This window comes from Limnohabitans sp. 2KL-51, from assembly GCF_003063645.1.
Taxonomy (GTDB): domain Bacteria; phylum Pseudomonadota; class Gammaproteobacteria; order Burkholderiales; family Burkholderiaceae_C; genus Limnohabitans_A.
On sequence record NZ_NESJ01000023.1, the window covers coordinates 18,085 to 41,473 of the forward strand.

The 23,389-nt window shown below is 60.8% G+C and carries 23 protein-coding genes; 9 read left to right on the forward strand and 14 right to left on the reverse strand.

The features are described from left to right. The first annotated feature begins 57 nt into the window (after positions 1–57). The 3 genes from groL (at position 58) to B9Z49_RS18950 (ending at position 2,656) form a co-directional block, all read left to right on the forward strand. Complete coding sequence (groL, locus tag B9Z49_RS18940) at positions 58–1,707, forward strand: chaperonin GroEL (protein WP_108355006.1); 1,650 nt, start codon at positions 58–60, stop codon at positions 1,705–1,707. A 132-nt stretch (positions 1,708–1,839) separates the two neighbouring features. After that, complete coding sequence (locus B9Z49_RS18945; protein ID WP_108355007.1) at positions 1,840–2,244, forward strand: nucleotidyltransferase domain-containing protein; 405 nt, start codon at positions 1,840–1,842, stop codon at positions 2,242–2,244. After that, the gene (locus tag B9Z49_RS18950; protein ID WP_108355008.1) at positions 2,234–2,656 is read left to right on the forward strand and encodes a DUF86 domain-containing protein; all 423 of its coding nucleotides are present in this window, start codon (positions 2,234–2,236) and stop codon (positions 2,654–2,656) included. The genes B9Z49_RS18945 and B9Z49_RS18950 overlap by 11 nt, the downstream gene beginning before the upstream one ends. Positions 2,657–2,807: 151 nt before the next feature. On the opposite strand, the gene B9Z49_RS22580 is transcribed toward B9Z49_RS18950, so the two are convergent. The 7 genes from B9Z49_RS22580 to tal all read right to left on the reverse strand — a co-directional run bounded on the left by B9Z49_RS22580 (position 2,808) and on the right by tal (position 10,078). Beyond that, entirely contained in the window at positions 2,808–3,572 is a 765-nt protein-coding gene (locus B9Z49_RS22580; protein WP_108355009.1) for a DUF411 domain-containing protein, read from the reverse strand. A 12-nt stretch (positions 3,573–3,584) separates the two neighbouring features. After that, on the reverse strand, positions 3,585–4,079 hold the full coding sequence (locus B9Z49_RS18960; protein WP_108355010.1) for a plastocyanin/azurin family copper-binding protein: 495 nt from the start codon (positions 4,077–4,079) through the stop codon (positions 3,585–3,587). Between the two features lie 66 nt (positions 4,080–4,145). Further along, positions 4,146–5,582: a multicopper oxidase family protein gene (locus B9Z49_RS18965; RefSeq protein ID WP_108355011.1), complete on the reverse strand. Its 1,437-nt coding sequence runs from the start codon at positions 5,580–5,582 to the stop codon at positions 4,146–4,148. 2 nt (positions 5,583–5,584) lie between these two features. Further along, positions 5,585–6,931, reverse strand: coding sequence for a TolC family protein (locus B9Z49_RS18970; RefSeq protein ID WP_108355012.1), 1,347 nt, complete (start codon positions 6,929–6,931; stop codon positions 5,585–5,587). 74 nt (positions 6,932–7,005) lie between these two features. Further along, entirely contained in the window at positions 7,006–7,374 is a 369-nt protein-coding gene (locus B9Z49_RS21860; RefSeq protein ID WP_158273545.1) for a hypothetical protein, read from the reverse strand. Between the two features lie 91 nt (positions 7,375–7,465). Beyond that, positions 7,466–8,998, reverse strand: coding sequence for a glucose-6-phosphate isomerase (pgi, locus tag B9Z49_RS18980; protein ID WP_108355014.1), 1,533 nt, complete (start codon positions 8,996–8,998; stop codon positions 7,466–7,468). Positions 8,999–9,130: 132 nt separating this feature from the next. Further along, the gene (gene tal, locus B9Z49_RS18985; RefSeq protein ID WP_108355015.1) at positions 9,131–10,078 is read right to left on the reverse strand and encodes a transaldolase; all 948 of its coding nucleotides are present in this window, start codon (positions 10,076–10,078) and stop codon (positions 9,131–9,133) included. A gap of 83 nt (positions 10,079–10,161) precedes the next feature. On the opposite strand from tal, the gene zwf reads away from it, so the two are divergent. Both zwf and B9Z49_RS18995 read left to right on the forward strand, forming a co-directional pair. Further along, positions 10,162–11,625: a glucose-6-phosphate dehydrogenase gene (zwf, locus tag B9Z49_RS18990; RefSeq protein ID WP_108355016.1), complete on the forward strand. Its 1,464-nt coding sequence runs from the start codon at positions 10,162–10,164 to the stop codon at positions 11,623–11,625. 13 nt (positions 11,626–11,638) lie between these two features. Further along, positions 11,639–12,484 (forward strand): MurR/RpiR family transcriptional regulator, encoded by an 846-nt coding sequence (locus B9Z49_RS18995; protein WP_108355017.1) that lies wholly within the window; start codon positions 11,639–11,641, stop codon positions 12,482–12,484. Positions 12,485–12,551: 67 nt separating this feature from the next. Here the strand turns inward: B9Z49_RS18995 and B9Z49_RS19000 are convergent, their stop codons facing one another. Both B9Z49_RS19000 and B9Z49_RS19005 read right to left on the reverse strand, forming a co-directional pair. Further along, entirely contained in the window at positions 12,552–13,964 is a 1,413-nt protein-coding gene (locus tag B9Z49_RS19000) for a sensor histidine kinase (RefSeq protein WP_108355018.1), read from the reverse strand. Next, the gene (locus B9Z49_RS19005) at positions 13,961–14,668 is read right to left on the reverse strand and encodes a response regulator transcription factor (RefSeq protein ID WP_233254715.1); all 708 of its coding nucleotides are present in this window, start codon (positions 14,666–14,668) and stop codon (positions 13,961–13,963) included. Before B9Z49_RS19005 ends, B9Z49_RS19000 begins: the two co-directional genes overlap by 4 nt. A gap of 136 nt (positions 14,669–14,804) precedes the next feature. Between B9Z49_RS19005 and B9Z49_RS19010 the strand changes: the two genes are divergently transcribed. From B9Z49_RS19010 to B9Z49_RS19025, 4 genes are all read left to right on the forward strand, one after another. Beyond that, the gene (locus tag B9Z49_RS19010; RefSeq protein ID WP_108355020.1) at positions 14,805–15,779 is read left to right on the forward strand and encodes a tripartite tricarboxylate transporter substrate binding protein; all 975 of its coding nucleotides are present in this window, start codon (positions 14,805–14,807) and stop codon (positions 15,777–15,779) included. Next, positions 15,776–16,240, forward strand: coding sequence for a tripartite tricarboxylate transporter TctB family protein (locus B9Z49_RS19015; protein ID WP_108355021.1), 465 nt, complete (start codon positions 15,776–15,778; stop codon positions 16,238–16,240). The genes B9Z49_RS19010 and B9Z49_RS19015 overlap by 4 nt, the downstream gene beginning before the upstream one ends. A 12-nt stretch (positions 16,241–16,252) precedes the next feature. Then, positions 16,253–17,749, forward strand: coding sequence for a tripartite tricarboxylate transporter permease (locus tag B9Z49_RS19020; RefSeq protein ID WP_108355022.1), 1,497 nt, complete (start codon positions 16,253–16,255; stop codon positions 17,747–17,749). Positions 17,750–17,826: 77 nt separating this feature from the next. Continuing rightward, entirely contained in the window at positions 17,827–18,828 is a 1,002-nt protein-coding gene (locus B9Z49_RS19025; RefSeq protein ID WP_108355023.1) for a tripartite tricarboxylate transporter substrate binding protein, read from the forward strand. A gap of 53 nt (positions 18,829–18,881) precedes the next feature. On the opposite strand, the gene B9Z49_RS19030 is transcribed toward B9Z49_RS19025, so the two are convergent. From B9Z49_RS19030 to B9Z49_RS19050, 5 genes are all read right to left on the reverse strand, one after another. Further along, positions 18,882–20,108: a type II toxin-antitoxin system HipA family toxin gene (locus tag B9Z49_RS19030; protein ID WP_108355024.1), complete on the reverse strand. Its 1,227-nt coding sequence runs from the start codon at positions 20,106–20,108 to the stop codon at positions 18,882–18,884. Next, entirely contained in the window at positions 20,105–20,440 is a 336-nt protein-coding gene (locus tag B9Z49_RS19035) for a helix-turn-helix transcriptional regulator (protein WP_108355025.1), read from the reverse strand. Before B9Z49_RS19035 ends, B9Z49_RS19030 begins: the two co-directional genes overlap by 4 nt. A 68-nt stretch (positions 20,441–20,508) precedes the next feature. Beyond that, positions 20,509–21,516 carry an ABC transporter ATP-binding protein gene (locus tag B9Z49_RS19040; RefSeq protein WP_233254716.1) on the reverse strand — a complete coding sequence of 336 codons (1,008 nt, stop codon included), beginning with the start codon at positions 21,514–21,516 and terminating at the stop codon, positions 20,509–20,511. Beyond that, a complete protein-coding gene (locus B9Z49_RS19045; RefSeq protein ID WP_108355026.1) occupies positions 21,513–22,481 on the reverse strand; it encodes an ABC transporter ATP-binding protein in 969 nt (322 codons plus the stop codon). Before B9Z49_RS19045 ends, B9Z49_RS19040 begins: the two co-directional genes overlap by 4 nt. Further along, the gene (locus B9Z49_RS19050) at positions 22,478–23,386 is read right to left on the reverse strand and encodes an ABC transporter permease (RefSeq protein ID WP_108355027.1); all 909 of its coding nucleotides are present in this window, start codon (positions 23,384–23,386) and stop codon (positions 22,478–22,480) included. Before B9Z49_RS19050 ends, B9Z49_RS19045 begins: the two co-directional genes overlap by 4 nt. Positions 23,387–23,389: the final 3 nt, after the last annotated feature.

The window sequence follows — 23,389 nt, forward strand, 5'->3', positions numbered from 1 at the left end:
GCGAAGCGCCCGTTCGCTCTGTCCTCAACCGATTAAATCAATTTTGGAGTTAGAAAAATGGCAGCAAAAGACGTAATTTTCGGCGGCGAAGCCCGCGCACGCATGGTTGAAGGCGTGAACATTTTGGCCAACGCGGTCAAAGTGACTCTGGGCCCTAAGGGTCGTAACGTGGTTCTGGAGCGCTCGTTCGGCGCCCCCACCGTGACCAAGGACGGTGTGTCCGTGGCCAAGGAAATCGAACTCAAAGACAAGCTGCAAAACATGGGCGCGCAGATGGTCAAGGAAGTCGCTTCCAAGACTTCTGACAACGCTGGCGACGGCACAACGACCGCCACCGTGTTGGCCCAAGCCATCGTGCACGAAGGCATGAAGTACGTGGCCGCCGGCATGAACCCGATGGATCTGAAGCGCGGCATCGACAAAGCAGTGACTGCTTTGATCGAAGAGTTGAAGAAAGCCACCAAGGCCACCACAACGACCAAAGAAATCGCCCAAGTCGGTTCGATCTCTGCCAACAGCGACCACAGCATCGGCGAGATCATCGCCAAGGCCATGGACAAAGTGGGCAAAGAAGGCGTGATCACCGTGGAAGACGGCAAGTCTTTGGACAACGAACTCGACATCGTCGAAGGCATGCAGTTTGACCGCGGCTACTTGTCGCCTTACTTCATCAACAACCCCGAAAAGCAAGCCGCTTTGCTGGACAACCCTTTTGTGTTGTTGTTCGACAAGAAGATCAGCAACATCCGCGATCTGCTGCCTACCCTGGAAGCCGTTGCAAAAGCTGGTCGTCCTTTGTTGATCGTGGCTGAAGAAGTTGAAGGCGAAGCCTTGGCGACTCTGGTGGTGAACACCATCCGTGGCATTTTGAAGGTTGTCGCCGTGAAAGCCCCTGGCTTTGGTGACCGTCGCAAAGCCATGTTGGAAGACATCGCCATCTTGACCGGCGGCAAAGTGATCGCTGAAGAAGTTGGCCTGACCCTCGAAAAAGTGACTTTGGCTGACCTCGGCCAAGCCAAGCGCATCGAAGTGGGCAAGGAAAACACCATCATCATCGACGGCGCTGGCGCTGCGATCGACATCGAAGCCCGCGTCAAACAAGTGCGCATGCAAATCGAAGAAGCTACTTCTGACTACGACCGCGAAAAGCTGCAAGAGCGCGTGGCCAAGTTGGCTGGCGGTGTGGCCGTGATCAAGGTCGGCGCTGCCACCGAAGTCGAGATGAAAGAAAAGAAAGCCCGCGTCGAAGACGCTCTGCACGCTACCCGCGCTGCAGTGGAAGAAGGCATCGTGGCTGGTGGTGGCGTGGCTTTGCTGCGCGCACGTCAAGCCGCTGGCACCATCAAAGGTGACAACGCTGACCAAGACGCCGGTATCAAGCTGGTATTGAAAGCTATCGAAGCGCCTCTGCGCGAGATCGTGTACAACGCAGGCGGCGAGCCTTCGGTGGTGGTGAACGCTGTGTTGGCCGGCAAAGGCAACTACGGCTTCAACGCTGCGAACGACACCTACGGCGACATGATCGAAATGGGCATCTTGGACCCCACCAAAGTGACACGCACTGCCTTGCAAAACGCAGCGTCTGTGGCCTCTTTGATGTTGACCACCGAGTGCATGATCTCCGAAGCCCCGAAGGACGAGTCCGGCGCTGGCGGCGGCATGCCTGACATGGGCGGCATGGGTGGTATGGGCGGCATGGGCATGTAATGGCCAAGCTGGTCAACTGACCAAGGTCTGTCACCCCGGGCTTGACCCGGGGTCCATGACCTCAAAGCCCCGCAAGGTTCACGCCTTGCGGGGCTTTTTTTCGATGTTCATCAAATGCTCCACAATCCTTGTATGAATTTTCAAGCACTTGTTGGCCTGCTGCAAAAGCGGCTCCCCAAGCTGATGGCGGTGTACGCCTTTGGCAGCCGCGTGCGCGAACAAGGCCGCCATGCCAACGCAGACAGCGATCTGGATCTGGCCGTGCTGGTCGAAGGCTACGCCGATCCCGTTGCGCTTTTTGAACTCTCCGGGGAAATGGCCGATTTGGTCACTTGTCCAGTCGATCTGCTTGACCTGCGTGCAGCCTCCACCGTCATGCAAAACGAAATACTGATGGAAGGCGAACGGCTTTGGGCCAGGGATGTGGCCGCAGGCTTGTTTGAAGCCGCCATGCTGACTGAAAAACTGCATTTGGACGCAGCCAGGCAGCCATTGATCCAAGACGTGATGCTAAGAGGTGCTGTGTATGGCCGATGATGTGCTGATCAACATAGCAGCCACCATTGAGCGCCGCGTGGCGCGTGCCCGTGAGGAATACGCAGCAGACCCCGATGGTTTTGCGAAGAACTTCAGCCGTCAGGACGCGGCCATCCTCAATATTCAACGCGCCTGCGAAGCTGCCCTGGACATGGGCCTGCACATCATCCGACGCGAACGACTGGGCGTCACACAAAGCGCCAGAGACTGCTTCACTTTGTTGGCGCAAGCTCACTGGCTCACGCCTGCCGTAGCGGAGCAAATGAAACGCATGGTGGGCTTTCGCAATGTGGCAGTCCACGACTATCAAACCCTGCAACTGCCCATCACCCTCAACATCTTGACCCACCATTTGGACGACTTTCTGGTGTTCAGCCCTCAGATGTTGTTGCACGACGACGGTGGTTTTTGAGGCCTCTTCCCTTGCAGGTGAGCGCCGCTGTGAATCACCCCAAAGCCCCGCAGGCGCAAGCCTTGCGGGGCTTTTTTCATGGCGTCAGTTCAAGGCCTGCGCTGGACGGGAGCGCTAAAACACTGTGCCGATCGCTCTCGCCTGAACAGGCTCACAGGGCCGCTGCCTCGATCTTCAGCACCCAGTAAGCGCCTTTGTCCTGCACCGCCTGAAAACGCACTTTTTGCCCGACTTGCAGGGCGTCGAGTTGGGCGGGCTCCCGGACCTGGAACACCATGCTCATGGGCGGCATGTCCAGATTCTTGATCTCGCCGTGCTTGAGCGCCACTTTGCCTGCGGCCTTGTCGATGCGCCGCACCTCGGCCGTGGCCCAAGGCAGCGCGGCGGTGTCACCGCTCACGCGTTGCAGGCCATCACGCTGGGCCATGCGGCGCAGCCCGGGGTAGTTCTGAAAGCTTTTGCTGCTGCCGTCTTTTTGCACCAGCAGCACGTCATAGGCGTCTTTGCGGCCTTTGTACTCAGGGCCGTCCATGCCGGGGCTGCCAATGGGCATACCGGGCACCGACAGGCCCAAAGCCACAGGCCGCTCCTTGAGCAGGCGGCGGATGTCTGCAGCGGGCACATGACCCTCGATCACGTAGCCGCCCACGGTAGCGGTGTGGCAAGAGCCGAGTGACTCGGGCATGCCCAGACGCTTGCGGGCGGCGGTGTTGCCCACGTCGCGCACCTCGACCTTGAAACCGCTGGCCTGCAGGTGTTCCACCCACAAGTGGCAGCAGCCGCAGTTGGGGTCTTTCCAGACCTGAACGTTGGTGACTTGCGCCAGCGCGGTGCGCTCAAAACCGGTGAGGGCCAACACGGCGGCCGCGGCCAGCCAATGCCGTCGATGCAGGGTGGGGGATTGGGCATTTTTCATGGCATGGCTCTCTTACTTGACAGTGATGCGGCCGATCATGCCCGCTTCAAAATGGCCGGGGATCAGGCAGGCAAATTCAAAGCTGCCTGCGCGGTTGAAGGTCCAGACGATGGTGCCTTTTTGACCGGATTCCACATGCGCCATGTAGGGCTCATCGTGTTCCATGCCAGGGTGTTTTTTCATCATCTCGGCATGGGCCTTGAGCTCTTGCGGCGTGCCGATCACGATCTCGTGCAGCACCTTGCCCGCATTCAGGGCCACCAAGCGCACGGTCTCGCCCAGCTTGACTGAAATCGCCTTGGGCGCAAAGCGCATGTCGTCGGTCATGCGGATTTCGATGGTGCGTGTGGCTTTTTTCGGTTCGCCTGCAATGCCCCAGTCTTTTTGTTCAGCGGGTGCAGTGGATTGGGCGTGGTGGTTTTTGTGTGCAGCCGGCGAATGGGCCTGCACATCAGGCAGGGTCAGCAGGCCAATGGTCAGCAGAGTGGCTTGAATTGCGATGTTCATAAAAAGTCCTTGAGCGTGATTTAAAACGGTAGCAGCCCCGCATGCAATGAGGGCTGCGCAGCGCCGTCAATGGTGTTTGTGGTTCTCCGGCTTGCGCACGTTGCCAGCAGGTGCAACAGCATTCTTGGGCGCAACGTCCTGTGCCTGCGGCGCACGCGGCGTGGTCACCACTGGGTCGGTGTATTCATAGGACTGCGTGCCGGGTGGTTGCTTGTAATCGCCCGGGTCGCTGTAGTCGTCGGGCTTTTGCTCGGCCCGCACCTTGAGCGTGGTGAACATACCCCCCATCTCGATGGGGCCGTAAGGCCCGGTACCGGTCATCATCGGGAAGGTGTTCTCGGGCAGTTCCATTTCCATCTCACCCATGTCGGCCATGCCGCGTTCACCCATGACCATGTAGTCGGGGATGAGTTTCTGGATTTTTTGCACCAGACCCCGATGGTCCACCCCGATCATGGTGGGCACGTCGTGGCCCATGGCGCCCATGGTGTGGTGACTTTTGTGGCAGTGCATGGCCCAGTCGCCGGGCTCATCGGCCATGAACTCCAACTGCCGCATCTGGCCCACGGCCACGTCGGTGGTGACCTCGGGCCAGCGCGCTGTGGGGGGCACGGGGCCACCGTCGGTGCCAGTCACCTCGAATTCGATGCCGTGGATGTGGATCGGGTGGTTGGTCATGGTCAAGTTGCCCACACGCACCCGCACCCGGTCGTTCAGGCGCGCCACCAGCGGGCTGATGCCCGGAAACACCCGGCTGTTCCAACTCCAGATGTTCTGGTCCAGCATGGTGTTCACATTGGGGGTTTTGGCCCCCGGGGTGACGTCGTACGCACTCAACAAAAAGGCGTAGTCGCGGTCCACCTCGGCAATCATCGGGTGCTGGCCCTTAGGGTGGGTGATCCACAGGCCCATCATGCCCATGGCCATTTGTGTCATCTCGTCGGCGTGTGGGTGGTACATGAAGGTGCCGGGGCGACGGGCCACAAACTCGTACACAAAGGTCTTGCCCACCGGGATCTGTTTTTGGTTCAGGCCACCCACGCCGTCCATGCCATTGGGCAGGCGCTGGCCGTGCCAGTGGATGGTGGTGTGCTCGGGCAGTTGGTTGGTCACAAAAATGCGCACCTTGTCGCCCTCGACCACCTCGATGGTCGGGCCGGGGCTTTGGCCGTTGTAGCCCCACATGTTGACGACAAAGCCCGGCGCCATCTCGCGCACCACCGGCTCGGCCAGCAAGTGGAACTCTTTCACACCTTCCTTCATGCGAAAGGGCAAAGTCCAGCCGTTCAAGGTGACCACCGGCTTGTAGGGCCTGCCAGCGCCGGTCACGCCCGGAGGTGTCCAGGGCGGGGCGGTGTCAGGGCGGTTCTGGAAGACGGGCTCGGGCAAGCCGGCCAACGCGCTGCGGCTGACGGCGGAGGTGGCCACAGCGGCCCCCGCCACGGTGCTTGCGACTGTGCCCACAGCGGCAACAGCTCTTTGGAAAAAATCTCGGCGTTGCATGGTCAGTGTCCTGCGGTGCGGGTGTTGGAGGGGTTGGTGGTGTCGGAGGCGCTGGCGCTGTCCGCATAGGGCAAGCCTGCCAGCACAGCCATCAGGTCGGCATGGGCCAACCAGTGCTGGCGCTGCGCCTGCAAAGCGGCGTCCACGCTGTCGATCCGCGTGCGCACGCTGGCCAGCAGATCCCAAGTGCTTTTGAGCATGCCGTTGTATCGCAGCAGGGTCTCTTGCGCGAGTTCGGTGTGCAGGCGCAGCACCTGGGCCTGCGTGTGCCGCGCCGTCTGGCTTGCCAGCCGAAATGCGGCCAGGGCGTTCTGCACATCGGCACGCACCTGCCGAGCCAGCCGGTCCGCTCGCAGCCGTGCTTGCAAGGCGTTTTCAAAGGCATGACCCCATCGCATGGTGCGGGGGTCCCACATGGGCAGCTCCTGCCCAGCCAACGCTTGCAGGGCTTGTTGTGCCGCCTGCAGCTCTTGTGCAGTCAAGCCCTGGCCTGCCGACAGGCGACGGGCCTGCAGCTCATCCACTGGCCAACGCAAATGGGCCTGCAAAGCCTGCGTTTGCAGAGAAGCCACCGCCTCCAGACTCAGCTCGGCCTGCACGTCGACTGGCGAATGCGCGGGCAAATCCACAGGCAGGTGCGGGGGCAACTGCTGCGCCAGCGCTTGGGGGGTCATGCCCGCACCGATGCGTTGCCACAAAGCCTGCAGTGCGCGATCGGCCTGCAGCTGCGCTTTGTCAGCGCGTGCGCGCGCATCCCAGAGCGTCAGCTCTTGCTCCATTTGACGGGCACGGCTCCAATTGCCCACTTGTGCCATGCGCTGACCCAGCTCGGCTCCGGCTTGGGCCACGGCCAGAACATCCCCACTGTGCGCCACAGACTGACGTGCCACCACCGCGTTGACCCAAAGCCTTTGCACATCCAGGCGCGCAGCCGTCACTTGCTGACCCACGGCCGCCGATTCTGCTGCACTCATGCCAGGCATGAGCCACAGGGCCTCGTCTTGCAGGGCCAGACGCATGGCCAAGGCCAGCGTCAGTTTCCCTCCATCCGGGTGCGCCGGTGTGTCCGGGATAGGCGGCATGTTATTTTGCTCCCAGCGCAGCAGGTCCACATGGCCACGCGGAAACTGACCGACAGCCCGGTTGGCGTCCTGCCAAGTGGGGCTTGACGGGACCGGCTTTGCCGATGGTGCAGCGTTGGACGGAGTGCCTGGCCGAAGGCCGTGCACATGCGCCGATGAGGGTGCGTTTGCACCTTGGGTTTGCGACCAGGCAGCAGGCCAAGTGCAGGCCAGCAGCACAATGCCAACGGCACCCAGCCGGCCAGCGCGATTCAAAAGAGGGATCATGTCAATTTCCTGAAACAGACGAACATGGCATCAGCCCGCCTTGGCAGCGAGCAGACGCACCTGTGGCGTGTGGTTCAGAAAATGGGCGGCTTGGTCAGTGGCGCAGACATGCGGGCCACATGCGCCCAAGTCGCGCTGACAGGCAGCGGATGGGCCTGAAAAACAGGCATCACCAAGGGCCACGCTGTCAGGCTCAAGCCTTGGTGACACGCGCCGCACAACTGGCAATGTTCATCGTGGCAATCGGCTGCTTGAACAGCAACATCGTGCAGAGCAAGCTGGGCGTGGGTTTCCGGCACGGGCTCTGACATGGCCTCATGGCAGTCATGCGCAGCAAGCACTTCGGTGTGCTGAGCCGGGCTGGCCGTCGTCATGACGGCAAGGTGGGGCGAACCGCTTTCCGAGATAGGCATCCATGCGCCCGCCCACAGCCGCAAGGGCATCAAGCACAACAGGAAGCAAAGGAACAATCGGCGCATCTTCAAATCATAAGCGAAGGCCCGTCACGCAAGGCCCCACCGATAGATGAAAACCTCATCGAATCCGGTCAAGCAAGGCCGCCGTTGATGAATCTAGGCTCGCCCTATCGCCCGAAGCCATGCGCGCATGAATGTCTTTGGCCAACACCTTGCCCAGCTCCACGCCCCATTGGTCAAAGCTGTTGATGCCCCAAACCGAACCACTCACGAATACACGGTGTTCTTGCAGCGCGATCAGTGCGCCCAAACTGGCCGGCGTGAGTTCATCGAGCAGCAAGAAGGTGCTGGGTCGGTTGCCGGGGAAGTGTTGGTGACCGCCCTCGTCAGCTTGGCCCTGCATCAGCGCCTGCGCCTGTGCGATCGCATTGGCCAGCAGCAATTCGTGGTGGTCGGCCAAGTTGTGAGTGGGCTTTTTCACAGCGATGAATTCCACGGGCACCACATCCGTGCCTTGGTGCAGCATCTGGAAGTAGGCGTGCTGCCCATTGGTGCCCGGCTCGCCCCAGAGCACGGGTGAGGTGCCATAGGACAGCGCATGCCCGTTGCGGTCCACGCGTTTGCCGTTGCTCTCCATCTCCAGCTGCTGCAGATAGGCAGGCAAGCGGCGCAAGGCGCTGTGGTACGGCGCAATGCTTCGGCTGGTGTAGTTCAAAAAATTGCGGTACCAAACGTCCAGCAAACCCAGACGCACAGGCAAGTTGGCCTCCAGCGGCGCGGTCTGGAAATGCTGGTCCATCGCGTGCGCTCCGGCCAGCAGATCCCGAAAACCCTGAGCACCAACGGCGATGGCCAGCGGTAAGCCAATGGCCGACCACAACGAATAGCGTCCGCCCACCCAGTCCCAAAAACCGAAGGTGGTGGTGATGCCCATCTGGGCCGCAGCCGCCACATTGGTGGTCAACGCCGCAAAGTGGCGCGACACGTCTTGACAACCGTCCGCCTGAAACCAAGCCAGCGCCGAGCGGGCGTTGGTCATGGTCTCAAGGGTGGTGAAGGTTTTGGAGGCGATCAGAAACAGCGTGTTCTGAGCCTTCAGGCCCTTGAGCACGGCAGCCAATTCATGCCCGTCCACATTCGACACAAAGTGAAATCGCTTGCCCGGTGTCACGAAGTCTTGCAGCGCCAGCACGGCCATTTGCGGTCCCAGGTCCGAGCCGCCAATGCCGATGTTCACCACGTCGGTGATCTGCGCATCGGCGCGGATCTGCTCGGCATAGGCCAGCATGGGCTTGAGAGTGTTGTGCACCAACTTCAGAGGCGCGGCCAAATCACCGCCCAAGGAGCCTTCGGGCTGGCGCAGCAGCCAATGCATCACGGCGCGGCCCTCGGTGTTGTTGATCGGCTCGCCCCGGAACATGGCATCGCGGTGCGAGGCCAAGCCAGTTTGGCGGGCCAATTCGATCAACAAGGCTTCAGTGGCGACGTCGGTATGGTTTTTGGACAGGTCGGCAAACACATGGGGGGCGGTCTGGCTCAGGGCCGATGCCCGCTCGGCATCCTGCGCAAACGCGGTGCGCAAATCAAAACCCGAGGCCTGTGCCGCATGGGTCGTCAAAGCCTTCCAGGCCGGTGTTTGGTCACAACGCATGAGGACTTTCAAGCAGACAAGCGGTTATCGAAATCGAGGTCATTTTTTGTCGGAGCCCGCCCCTGTGGGCGATTCAGGTGAACGTTGTTCACGGGTCATCGCGCACGGGGTGCGCTCCTACGTGGAGAGATGTCAGGCTTTCTTCATCAATTCTTCAAGTTTTACGGCGTCGGCGCAAAAGGCGCGAATGCCTTCGGCCAGCTTTTCGGTGGCCATGGCGTCTTCGTTCAGGGCCAGTCGGAATGAGGCTTCGTCATAGCGCAGGGCAGGCAAGTCCAAGGCATGCGCGGCAGCGGCGTTGAGCACCTGACCCAACGGCGCTTCGGTCGCGGCCAACTGCGCCAGCAACTCGGGGCTGATGGTCAACAAATCACAACCGGCCAAGGCCACGATCTGACCGACATTGCGAAACGATGCGCCCATGACTTCGGTTTTGATGCCGTGCTTTTTGTAGTGGTTATAAATGGCCCGCACCGACTGCACACCGGGGTCGTTCGCGCCCGACATGGCCGTTTCGTCCCAAGTAGCACCTGCGCTTTTTTTATACCAATCGTAAATACGGCCTACAAAAGGCGAGATGAGTTGCACTTTGGCCTGGCCACACGCCACGGCTTGGCAAAACGCAAACAGCAGCGTCAGGTTGCAGCGGATGCCTTCGCGCTGCAGCTCGGCTGCGGCCTGGATGCCTTCCCAGGTTGAGGCAATCTTAATCAGCACGCGCTCACGCGGAATGCCTTGCGCCTCATACAGCGCCATGATGCGGCGTGCCCGCGCCACGGTGGCAGCTGTGTCAAAGCTCAGGCGGGCATCGACTTCGGTCGACACGCGGCCGGGAATGGTCTTCAAAATCTCGCAGCCAAAACGCACCAACAGGTGGTCCATCACCACGTCCAGTGGCTGGCCCCGGTGCGCGGCCACGGCCTCGGCCAGCAGGGGCGCGTATTCGGGCTTTTGCACGGACTTCAAGATCAAGGACGGGTTGGTCGTCGCATCTTGTGGCTGGAACTGGGCCAATTGTTTGAAGTCGCCGGTATCGGCCACCACGGTGGTGAATTGTTTGAGGGCGTCGAGTTGGTTCATGGGGGCTTTGTCAAAACAGACTTGAATTATCGATGAAACAAAGTTACATTACAAATCAATTTTTCATGTAACTCAAGAACAATATGGCTTTTGATCTGGTTTTCTTCGGCGGCACAGGCGATCTGGTGTGGCGCAAACTCATGCCCGCACTGTTTCAAGCCTTTCGCCACGACACCTTGCCTGAGGGTGGGCGCATCATCGGCGTGGGCCGCGACGACCTGAGCGACGAGCAATACCGGCAGCGAATCCAGTCACGCTTTGAGCAAGTCGAAGGCGACAAACGGCCCAACCCTGAAGAATTTGCACGCTTTGCCAGCCTGCTGTGCTACGTGCGCGTGGACCTGTCCAAGCCTGAGTCCTACGCGGCCTTGGCCAGTCGCCTTGCCGAGCGCGACACCGATCATGTGGTGATGTACCTGTCCACCGCACCCAGCCTGTTCACCACCGTTTGTGAACAACTCGCCGCCAATGGTCTGAACACGCCCAAGACCCGCATCGTGCTGGAAAAACCGCTGGGCCACGACCTGGCCTCCAACCGCGCCATCAACGAAGCCGTGGGCAAGGTCTTCAAAGAGCAACAAATCTTCCGCATCGACCACTACTTGGGCAAACCTGCGGTGCAAAACCTGTTTGCCATGCGCTTTGGCAACGCCTTGTTCGAACCCCTGTGGCGGCGCGAACACATCGCCAACATCCAGATCACCATGGCCGAAGAGCTGGGCGTGGAAAAGCGCGGCGGCTTTTATGAGACCACAGGCGCCCTGCGCGACATGGTGCAAAACCATGCGCTGCAACTGCTGTGCGCCATTGCGATGGAGCCGCCCATCAACGCGCATGCCGATGCCATTCGCGACGAAAAACTCAAGGTGCTTCGCGCACTAAAGCGCTGGACACCCGAGACCCTGAGCCAGCACGTCATTCGCGGCCAGTACAGCGGGGGCAACACCGAAGGCAAAGCCGCACCCGGTTACCGCGACGAACCTGGCGTCAGCCCCACGAGCAACACCGAAACTTTCGTCGCACTGCGCACCGAAATCGCCAACTGGCGCTGGGCGGGCGTGCCGTTCTACATCCGCACCGGCAAACGCATGGCCTCGCGTGAGGCGCACATCGAAATCAACTTTCGCCCCACACCGCACGAAATTTTCAAAAGCCCGGTGGGCCAGGTCAACAAACTCGTCATTCACCTGCAACCCAAAGACGGGCTGGAGCTGCACCTGTTTGCCCAAGGCCAAAGCAAACGCGGCCAAGGCAGCGGCGGCGCAACCTTGAGCCCGGTGCACCTGGACCTGGACTTTGACAAACGCTTTGGCAGCCAACGCGTGGGCGCTTACGAGCGCTTGCTGCTGGATGTGCTCGATGGTCGCCTGAACCTGTTTGTGCGCAGCGACGAACAAGAAGAAGCCTGGCGCTGGGTTGAGCCCATCTTGCAACACTGGCAGGGTGACAACAACGGTCCGCGCCCGTATGCCGCAGGCACCTGGGGGCCCAGCGCATCGAGTGCCATGATCGCGCGCGACGGCTTTTGCTGGTCTGAAGAAAGCTAAAAGGAATTTCGCCATGCTCGACCGAATCAAAGCCTCCCTGCCCTCGCTGGCGCCAGCCGAGCAACGCGTGGGCAAACTGGTGCTGGCCGACCCGCGCGCCTTTGCCAAGCTGCCCGTCACCGAGCTGGCCGACCGCGCCCATGTGAGCAAACCCACCGTGGTGCGCTTTTGCCGCAGCGTGGGTTACGACGGCCTGTCCGACTTCAAGCTCAAGCTGGCCGGCAGCGTCAGCGAAGGCGTGCCCTTCATCCACCGCAGCGTGGACGCCGACGACAAAACCAGCGACATCGCCGTCAAGGTCATCGACAACACCGTCGCCGCGTTTTTGAAGTACCGCAACGACGCCAGTTTCTTTGCGCTGGAGCACGCCGCGCAAGCCCTGGCATCCACCCAGAAAACCAACCGCCGCATCGAGTTTTATGGTGTGGGCAACTCCGGCATCGTGGCGCAAGACGCACAGCACAAATTTTTTCGCCTCGGTGTCAACGCCATCGCGTACAGCGACGGCCACATGCAAGTGATGAGCGCCTCCATGCTCAAACCCGGTGACTGCGCCGTCATCATCTCCAACTCGGGTCGCACCCGCGACCTGATGGACGCCTGCGACATCGCCAAAAAACAAGGGGCCACGACCATCGTCATCACCGCCAGCGGCTCACCGCTGGCCAGCGCTGGGCACATCCACCTCACGGCCGACCACCCTGAGGGCTACGACAAATACAGCCCCATGGTGTCACGCCTGCTGCACCTGCTCATCATCGACATCCTTGCCACCACCGTGGCCCTGAGGATTGGTGAAGCCCTGCAACCTGCGCTGCGCGACATGAAGAAAAACCTGAGCAGCAAGCGTTACACCTGAAGCGGTTGGCCTGCAAGGGTTCATCGCGCCGAATCTAAAAAAAGTCAATCAACACAAATGGGCCGACTCAGGCACCAGGCCAACTCAGGCGAATGGCGGTGCCGCGCCCAACGGCCAAGGGGCTGCGCACACCGACTTGCACCCCGTGCTGGCTCGCAATTTCTTTCACAATGGCCAGGCCCAAACCACTGCCCGCAACACCCGAGGGCGCGGCGCGGTAAAAGCGCTCGAACACATGGGCCTGGTGCTCAGGTGTGATGCCCGGGCCATCGTCCTCCACTTCCAGCCAACGGTCCCCGACCCGCACCGTGATGTGCGTGCCCGCTGGGCCGTGGTGAATGGCGTTGTCGATCAGGTTGCTCAAGGCCTCGTGCAGCAACAGGTCCACGCCTTGCACCTCGCAATGCACCACTTGCACCTCCAGGCCCAGGTCATCGCCCAGCTGGTGGGCACGCATCAGGTGCTCTTGCGTCACGCGCCTGGCCAGCGCCACCAGGTCGACCGTCTGTGGGCTGTGCATTTCGCGGGCATGCTCGACCCGCGTCATGGCCAGCAGTTGCTCGGTCAGGCGCACGGCGTCGTCAGTGGTTTGCCGGGCCGCAGACAGCAAGGCCTGCGCCTGATTGGGTTCGGCATTGCGCTGGGCCAGCGCCAGCTGCGTTTTCAAGGCGGTCAAGGGCGTTCGCAACTGGTGCGCGGCGTTGTCCAAAAAGCGTTTGCGGATGTCGATCAATCGGCCCAATCGGTCCAGATAGCTGTTCAGCGTCTCGATCAGGGGCCGCAACTCGCGTGGCAAATCCGGCGGCTGAATGGGTGAAAAGTCGTCGTCGGCCTTGCTCGCCAGCTGTTGGCGAAAGGCCTCCAGCGGCCGAATACCGCGCTGCACGCCCCAGATCACCAAAATTGCAGCCGCCAAAAGCAACAAGCCCTGGCTGCCCAAGGTGTCCCACAAAATGTTCTGAATCAATTGCTGACGCGCCTCCATGGTTTCGGCCACGGTGATCTTGATCAGCGGCTCGCTCAGGCCCGCGTCCTCCATGACGTGTGTGAGCTGCGCCAGACGCACGGGCTGGTTCAGGTACACCCCATCGTCAAACTGCACCAAGGCAAAGTACTTCACGGCCGACTGCGTGCGCACAGGCGCATCGGGCAAAGCCGCCACACCGGCCAAGTACTGACCCGCAGAGGTGGAGACTTTGTAAAACAAACGCGAGCCGGTGTGGTTTTCAAACAAGTAGCCTGCGGCCTTCATCACGTCAAGCTGCAGGCGACCATCGCGCCATGCCAACTCTTCGGCCAAAGTGCGTGCAGCCAAGTACAAGGACCGGTCATACGCCTCGTTGGCCGCCTGCACCGCATTGCCATAGCCCACCCAGGCGTTGACGCCGATCAACGCGGCCAGCGGCAGCAAGATCCAACTGAGCAAGCGCCTGCGCAGCGACGCAACGGCGCGGATCGGATGCGCTGGCGTTGTGGTCATGCGCTGCCCGAAGGTGAAGTCAGCATGTAACCCATGCCGCGAAAGGTGGTGATCACCACTTCGACAGGTCCCCCGTAGGATGCCGCAGAAGATTCGAGCTTTTTGCGCAAACGGTAAATCAGCACCTCCACCGCGTCCAGCCCGGCGGCTTCGTCGGCAAACACCTCGCTGTGCAGTTGCTCTTTGCTCACGGTGCGCTGCGGCGAAGACAACAACACGCGCAGCGCAGCGGCCTCGCGTTGCGTCAAAGCCAACACCTGGCCGTGCAATTGCACGGAGCCGTTTTCCGGCTGCATCTCCAGCGGTCCAAAGCGTAACGCGTTGGTTTTGACACGGCCGTGGCGGCGCAGCAAAACCTGCAGGCGCGCCTCAAGCTCACTCAAATCAAAGGGCTTGGGCAAGTAGTCGTCGGCGCCCATGTTCAGGCCCAGCACCCGGTCGGGCACAGTGGCGCGCGCCGTCAAAATCAGCACTGGCACTGCATCGCCCCGCGCACGCAAGGCCTGCAGCACGCTCAGGCCGTCTGGCCCCGGCAACTGCAAATCGAGCAGCACCGCATCAAAGCCGTGCCCCGGCTGCAGGCAGCGCTCGGCTGCATGGCCATCTGCGGCAAATTCAACCGCCATGCCCCCTTGGCGCAAAGCCGTGCCCAGCCAAAGGGCAATGTCGGGCGTGTCTTCCACCAACAAAATTCGGGGGGTCATCGGGTGATTGAGGGTATTCACTGAATGGTTTTGACAGGTGCTTGACAGCTTGACGCCCGGCTTGGCACCAAAATCGTGCCATCTGCCCATGGCATGTGCTTGGCAGTGACTTTTGATTTTCACACAGGAGACCTGCATGTCCATTTCCAAACGCGACTTCCTGGCCCTCGGCGCTGCCGCTGGTGCTTCCCTGGCCCTGCCCGCTTGGGCACAAGGCAAACCCATGTTTGACACGCTCAACATGTTCGTGCCCGCTGCCCCCGGCGGCGGCTGGGATGGCACCGCCCGCTCGATCGAACGCGCGGCCAAGGCCGCTGGTCTGGTGGGCAACATGCAGTTTGAAAACGTCGGCGGCGCCGGTGGCATGGTGGGCTTGCCCCGCTTTGTGAACCAGCGCAAAGGTCAGGGCAACATCCTGATGGTGGGCGGCTCGGTCATGATCGGTGCGGGCATCGCCAACAAGAGCCCCGTGACCATCAAAAACGTGATCCCCATTGCCCGCCTGACCGAAGAGGCTGGTGTCATCGTCGTGCCTTCAGCGGGCAAGATCAAAACCTGGAAAGAACTGGAAGCCGCCATCAAAGCCAACCCCAAGGCCGTCTCGGTGGCCGGTGGCAGCGCTGGCGGCACAGACCACCTGATCTTGGGCATGTTGATCAAAGCGCTGGGCAAAAACCCGCGTGAAGCCGCTTACGTGGCCTTTGCGGGTGGTGGTCCCGCCAACGCGGCCATTTTGGGCAACCAAGTGGTGGCGGGCATTTCCGGCTACTCCGAGTTTGAAGAGCAAATCAAGGCCGGCAAGATGATTCCTTTGGCCGTCTCGGGCAAAAGCCGCATTCCCGGCGTCAACGTACCGACTTTGACCGAACTGGGCATCAACGTGTCTGAATCCAACTGGCGCGGCGTGTTTGCCGCTCCCGGCATCAGCGACGTACAGTACAACGTCTTGATTGACTTTGTCACCCGCCTGAGCCAATCGGCCGCTTGGAAGCAAGAGCTCGAAACCCGCAAATGGACCAACGCATTCATGACCGAGCGCCCCTTTGAGCGCGATCTGGCCAAAGACATTGCCGACAAGGAAGTGCTGATGAAAGAACTGGGTCTGGCATGACGCCTGTGCGCCTGGCTCTTTTGCTGTTGGCCGTGTGCGGCGTGGCCGCCTGGCAGCTCACGGTCATTCCGCCATCGCTGATGCAGATGACCGTGGGCCCGGTGCTGGCCCCGGTCGCCATCGTGGCAGCGCTCACCGTGGTGGCGCTGCTCTACGGCTTAAGCGCCTGGCGCGGTCGCCAGGTGGACCTGAGCCAGGAGGCAGGACAAGAAGCCCTGCCCGGCGCGACCACCCGGATGCTCAGCTTGCTGGGCGGTGGGGTGGCCTTCATTGTGCTGGTTATTCCCTTGGGCTTTGTGCTGCCGGGCACGCTGTGCGGCATGTGCATTGCGCGCGCGTTTGACGCGCCCTTCAACGGCAAGTCGCTGCTCATTTGCGGCCTGATCGCCGGCGTGTTCTGGTTTGTCTTTGCCCGTTTGCTGGGCGTGGGCCTGGGCCCAGCTTTGCCCTGGTTAGATTGAATCGGATACCCCATGGAAGCTTTTGACGCCCTGATGGGCGGCTTTGCCGTTGCCCTTCAACCCACCACCTTGCTCTGGGGTTTCGTGGGTTGCTTTATCGGCACGCTCGTGGGCGTGTTGCCGGGCATTGGCCCTGCGCTGACCATCGCTTTGCTGTTACCCCTGACCTACCATGTGCCCGCCACCAGCATGTTCGTCATGTTCGCGGGCATTTATTACGGCGCGGCCTATGGCGGCTCCACCACCTCCATCTTGCTCAACACCCCGGGCGAGTCTGCGGCCGTGGTCACCGCGCTCGAGGGCAACAAAATGGCCAGAAACGGCCGAGCCGGACAGGCCCTGGCCACGGCAGCCATTGGCAGTTTCGTGGCGGGCACCATCGGCACTTTGGCGCTCACCTTTTTTGCCCCCCTGGTGGTCGACGCGGCGCTGGCCTTCGGCCCCGCCGAATACTTCAGCCTCATGGTGCTGTCGCTGGTGGCGGTGTCGGCGGTGCTGGGCAACTCCATGCTGCGCGGCTTGGTGGCCCTCAGCCTGGGCTTGCTGTTGGGCATGGTCGGCATCGACTTGCAAACGGGCCAACCCCGCTTCACCTTTGGCCGCCCCGAACTGCTCGACGGCATCGAAGTCACCGTGGCAGCGGTGGGCCTGTTTGCCGTGGGCGAGGCGCTTTACCTGGCTTGGCAAGGCCGAGAAACCAAGACAGGCGAAGTCATGAAACTGTCGGGCAGCCTGTGGATGAGCAAACAAGACTGGGCCCGCTCGTGGAAAGCCTGGATCCGTGGCGCTTTTTATGGCTTCCCCATTGGCGCCATGCCCGCTGGCGGGGCCGAGTTACCCACGCTGCTGTCTTACTACACCGAGAAAAAACTCTCCAAGCACCCGGAAGAATTCGGCCATGGCGCCATTGAAGGCGTGGCCGGGCCTGAAGCCGCCAACAACGCCGCCGCTGCGGGCGTGCTGATGCCACTGCTGACCTTGGGCATCCCCACTTCGGCCACGGCGGCCATCATGCTCTCGGCCTTTGAGGGCTACGGCATCCAGACCGGCCCGCAGCTGTTCAGCCAACAAGGCGGCCTGGTCTGGACCCTGATCGCCAGCCTCTACATTGGCAACGTGATCTTGCTGATCCTGAACCTGCCGCTGGTCAGCCTCTGGGTCAAGTTGCTCAAGATTCCACCGCCTTGGCTTTACGCGGGCATCATCGTCATCTCGACTGCTGGCGTGTACGGCGCAGGCAACTCGGTGTTCAACGTCGGCTTGCTGTTTGTCTTTGGCCTGCTGGGCTACTTGATGCGGCGCTTTGACTTTCCAGCCGCACCCCTGATCGTGGGCCTGATCCTGGCCCCTATGGCCGAACAATCGATGCGCCAGGCCCTGACCATCAGCCAAGGCGAATGGTCGACCTTTTTCACCCGTCCTCTGTCGGGCAGCTTGATGGCCGTGTCGGTTTTGTTGGTGGTAGCACCTGCTCTTTGGAAACACTTTCGACGCCAAACCCAAGCCTGATAGGTAATTGCCCTCTTTTGAATCGCCATTTTTTTTGGTGTCATTGGGGGTCTGCTTTTTAACTCTAGACCTGAAACATGAACCACAACGACGATTCCCTCATCCAAAGACGCGACTACCTCAAGTGGATGGGGGCCGCCGGTTTGGCTGCTACCGGTGTTTCAGGCCATGCCCAATCTGCCTGGCCCAACAAGCCCATCCGCTGGATCATCCCCTTCGCACCCGGCGGCACCTCCAGCATCGTGGCGCGCAGCATTGCGACCCAGCTGACCAAGCAAATGGGGGTGTCTTTTGTCATTGACAACAAAGGCGGCGGGGGCGGCGTTCCCGCGATGCAAGAGATGATGCGTACCCCGGCCGACGGCTACACCATCGTCATGAGCCACATTGGCCTGATGGCGGTCAACCCCCTGATCTACCCCGACAGCGGCTATGACGTGAACAAGGACTTTGTGCCCGTCACTTTGCTGTCGCGCGTGCCCAGCCTGTTTGTGGTGCACAAAGACGTGCCCGTCACCGACATGAAATCCCTGGTCGCTTTTGTTCGCTCTCGCCCCGGCCAGCTCAACTACGCCTCTGCAGGCAATGCCAGCGCCGGCCACTTGGCCATGGAAGCGCTCAAACTGGCTACCGGCATGTTCATCACGCACATACCCTACCGCGGCACAGGCCCCGCCCTGAACGACGTGCTGGCAGGTCGCATCCAATTGATGTCCGCAGGCACCCCGGCGCTCTTGCCGCACATCAAAAGCGGCGTCCTGCGCTGCATCGCCACCGGCACCACCGAGCGCATTGCGGTGCTGCCCGACGTCCCCACGGTCATCGAGAACGGCTACAAAGACTTTGAAACCGTGCAGTGGTACGGCATACACGCTCGCGCAGGCACCCCGCCAGAGATCATCAACAGGCTGCAACAAGAGTGCGCCAAAGCGGTCAAGTCACCTGAAGTCGTTGCTCAAAACGCGTCGGAAAGCGCCATTGCCGGTGGCGGCACATCTGCCGAATACGCTGCGTATGTGGCAAGAGAACAAGCCCGCTGGAAAGAGGTTGTCATCAAAGGCCAGATCAAGCCCGGCTAAGCCAAGTTGCGCAGTTCTGACGCGCAAGCGCTAAAAAACTGGCGCAGGCGCGGTCAAGCCAATCGTGACTGTTGCTTTTGTACCGACTGCAGGATGGCTTGAGCAGTTCGCTGTCGAATGTCGAATCCACTGACCAGTTCGCGCCACTGATCCACCACGTCCAACATGCCATCGAGCCGCTGTAGGGCCCAACGCTGATCCAATCCGCCGTTCTGCGCCAATTGCATCAAGTGGCTGCGTTGGATGTTCAAACCCTCACCACAAACATCCATCTGGTGCTCACCCCCCGGACCCTGGCTGTAGGTCAAGTCAAAACACGGTGCCAGTTTCCAATGGCGTTGCGCGTCCATGCGGAAAGCCAAATTTTTGGGGTGGTCATCCCGGTTGTGGAACAACACATTGAAGACAGCGCGCTCAAACGCCTTTTGTACCTCGCGCTCATCGCGTGTCAGCATGCGCGTGGCGCGTAAAAAGGTCGTGTAGTCCACCGCCGAGGGGATTCTGAAATCGGCGTGCAAGAAACCAGCCAACGAATGAATCGGGACGCGTTGGCCTTGCACCAGATCGAAGCGTTCAATGCCCAATGCTGCCTGTTTGGCACTCAAATCAAACACATGGGTGTCGGGTACATCCAAACCGCAAGCTCTGGACAGTTGGGCATAAAACGCCTCAATGGCACAGACCTCTTTGTGCTCGCCCATGGCCTGAAACTTGACCAACCAGCCTGACCCTGCGTGCATGGGTGTTGTGCTGATGCGTGCTGAAGCCGGATCGTAAAACACGAGTACTTTGGGCCGGGCTCCCTGTGGTGAGCCCCCCAACAAGGCCAGGCGTTGCAGGGTTTCGGTGTCTGCGCCTTGCAAGACCAAAACAGTTTCCTGGGCCAGCGCCACCAGATCCACCGTGTCGGCCAGGACATCACCCTGTGTGTCGGGCTCGTAGGTTAGCGCGCCCATGCCACGATGGCCAATGAAGCTCAATCGGTCGAGTGGTGAAAATTGTTCTAACCGAATCCCTTGCTTTCTGAAGAGCTTGTCCATTAGCAGCATGCCCCAACCATCGGGCAATGAGTCTGCAAACAGGCCCGGCAAGCGCCACTGATGCGGGGGAAAATGCCCTATGGCCTGCTTTTGCAAAGGCAAATACCTCGGGGACAAGGACAAGCCTTCTGCCAAGGCTTGGGGTGAATATTCAAACAGCAGTTGCTGACCATCGTCGGCCAAGGTGCCCAATGGCCAGTTTTCACCCCAACCTTGGTAGAGAACGTGCACTATTTTCACAACTTGGCCTCGGCACCACGGCGCTTTCGGGTAACGCGCTGACGAGCGGGTTGTTGCTGTTTCGCCATATCGGCGATGGACGCGATCACAGGTTTGAACAGCGGCTGCAATTGCGCCTCTTGACCGAGGCACTGAACCAGTTTGATCCAAGAAGTCACTGAACCTTTGCCGGTGTTTTCAAGGGTGTTGAGCGTGCTGCGCGACACGCCCATGCGATGCGCCATGTCGGCTTGGGCGATTTCTTTTTGAACCCTCAGGTTTTTCAAGCGCTGCGCCAAGACCAGCGAAATCTCATCCACTGAGGAAAAATTAAAGTCCAAAAATTCAGTCATTATTGAATTTAATCAAGTTAATGAATGATATTTTAATCTTTAAAGACCTTGTGTCTATCTCTCAATCATCACACCACCGCGTGACAAGCGATCTTGATGCCTTTGAAGTCGCGCAGAGCGGGGCGCTCTGCACGGCAAATGTCGGTGGCCTGCGGGCAGCGGGGGTGGAAGGTGCAACCTGTAGGCGGGTTCAACGGGTTGGGTACTTCGCCTTGCACCGGGGTGCGGGCGCGGCCGGTGTCGTGCATCTTCGGAATCGCGTCCAGCAGCATCTGGGTGTAGGGGTGCTGAGGGTTGCCAAACAGCGTGTGTTTGTCGGCCAGCTCAACCAAACGGCCCAAATACATCACGCCCACCTGGTCGCTCACATGGCGCACCACGGCCAGGTTGTGGCTGATGAACAAATACGTCAAACCGCGCTCGCGCTGCAGGTCTTTCATGATGTTGAGCACCTGCGCCTGCACGCTCACGTCGAGCGCGGAGGTCGGCTCGTCGCACACCAAAAACTCGGGCGCGGTGGCCAGAGCGCGTGCGATTGAAATGCGCTGACGCTGACCGCCCGAAAACTGGTGCGGGTACTTGACCATGTCCAGCGGCGACAAGCCCACCGACTTGAGCAACTCGGCCACGCGGGCTTTGAGCTCTTCGGCGTCGCTGATCAAGCCATGCTCTTTGAGCGGTTCGCCAATGATGTCGTCCACCGTCCAGCGCGGGTTCAGGCTGGCGTAGGGGTCTTGGAAAATCATCTGGATGCGCTGGCGCATCTTTTGCGCATCGCTCGACTTGAAAGCCGCGTGCGCGTCTTGCCCGTCAAAGGTCAGGCCACCGCGTGTGGGCTCGTACAGGCCCACCAGCAAGCGCGCCACCGTGCTTTTGCCGCAACCGGACTCGCCCACCAGGGCCAGGGTTTTACCGCGTTCGATTTCAAAACTCACGCCGTCCACGGCATTGAGCAGTTGGCGCGGTTTGCCCTCGATCACGCGGTTGAGCCAGGGGGCCGACACGTCAAAAGTTTTGGCCAGATCGTGCGCCACGACCAGTGGCTGGGGTTTGGCGTTGGTCATGTTGTCGCTCATGCGGCGCTCCCGTCATGCAACCAGCAAGCGGCCATATTGGCGCCCGCCTGGACCAAATCGGGCCGCTCTTGGCGGCAGCGGTCAAAGGCTTTGGGGCAGCGCGGATTAAAGGCGCAGCCTTGCGGGATGGCGTTCAGGCGCGGCATGGCACCGTCAATTTGGTTCAGGCGTTCGCGGTCACTGTCCATGTCGGGAATCGAGGCCATCAGGCCTGCGGTGTACGGGTGTGCCGGGTGGTTGATGACCTGGTGCACCGGGCCGATTTCGGCCACACGCCCGGCGTACAGCACCGCCACACGGTCGCAGGTTTCGGCGATCACGCCCATGTCGTGCGTGATCAACATCACGGCAGCGCCCCGGTCTTTGCAGACCTTTTTGAGCAGGCTGATGATCTGCGCCTGGATGGACACGTCAAGCGCGGTGGTCGGCTCGTCGGCCACGATGAGTTGCGGCTCGGCCGCCAAGGCCAGGGCAATCACCACGCGTTGGCGCATGCCGCCCGAGAACTGGTGCGGGTAATGGTCGATGCGCTCTTCGGCGGCCGAAATGCCGGTGTCCTTGAGCAGCTGGATGGCGCGCTGGCGTGCCTCCTGGGGCGTTACCGGCAGGTGGGCCAAGATGGTTTCGGTCAGCTGTCTGCCGATGGAGTACAGCGGGTTGAGCGAGGTCAGCGGGTCCTGAAAAATCGCACCGATCTTGCGGCCCCGAATGTGGCGCATCTCGTCGTTGTTCAGGTGATCGATGCGCTGGCCTTCGAGCAGGATTTGCCCCCCGGCCACACGGCCCGGTGGCTCCAACAGGCCAATGATGGCCGCGCCCGTGAGCGATTTGCCCGCACCCGATTCGCCCACCACGCCCAAAATTTCACCGGGGGCGATGTCGAAAGAAATATCGTCGAGCGCACGCAACGTACCGTGGCGGCTGGGGAATTCCACCACCAGGTTTTTAACTTGTAAAAGACTCATCGCAATCTCGGATTCAGCGCATCGCGCAACCAGTCACCCAGCAAGTTGACCGACAAGGCGATCACCACCAGCATCAGGCCCGGGAAAATCGTGATCCACCACTCGCCCGAGAACAGATAGTCGTTGCCCACGCGAATCAGTGTGCCCAGCGAGGGCGAGGTGGGCGGTGCGCCCACGCCCAAAAATGACAGCGTGGCTTCGGTGATGATGGCTGTCGCCACCTGAATGGTCGCCAGCACCATGACGGGGCCCATCACATTGGGCAACACATGCTTGAACATGATGCGCAGCGGCGCCACGCCCGTCACGCGGGCGGCTTGCACGTATTCTTTGTTGCGCTCCACCAAAGTGGTGCCGCGCACCGTGCGGGCGTATTGCACCCAGCCCGTGAGCGAGATCGAGATGATCAGCACACCAAAGGCCAGCGATTCGTGCGCATTGGGAAACAGGGCACGCCCCACGCCCGCGATCAAGAGCGCCACCAAAATGGCCGGAAAGGACAGCATCACATCGCACAGGCGCATGAGCAAAGCGTCGAGCCAGCCGCCCTTGAAACCTGCCAACAAGCCCAGACCCACACCGACCACCACCGACAAGAGGACCGAAGCCAAGCCGACGATCAAAGAAATGCGCGAACCATAGATCAGGGCCGACAAAATGTCGCGCCCCTGATCGTCGGTGCCCAACAAAAACTTGGAAGTGCCGCCTTCCATCCAGGCGGGCGGCAAGCGGGCGTCGCTCAACTCCAGCGTGGCCAGGTCAAACGGGTTGGTGGGCGACACCCAGCCGGCAAAGACTGAACAAAAAAGACAAATGAAGGCGATGGCAGCCGCCACCATCGCCATGGGCGATTGGCGGAAGCTGTAACCGACGTCGCTGTTCAGCCAACGTTTCAAAGCGTTCATGGA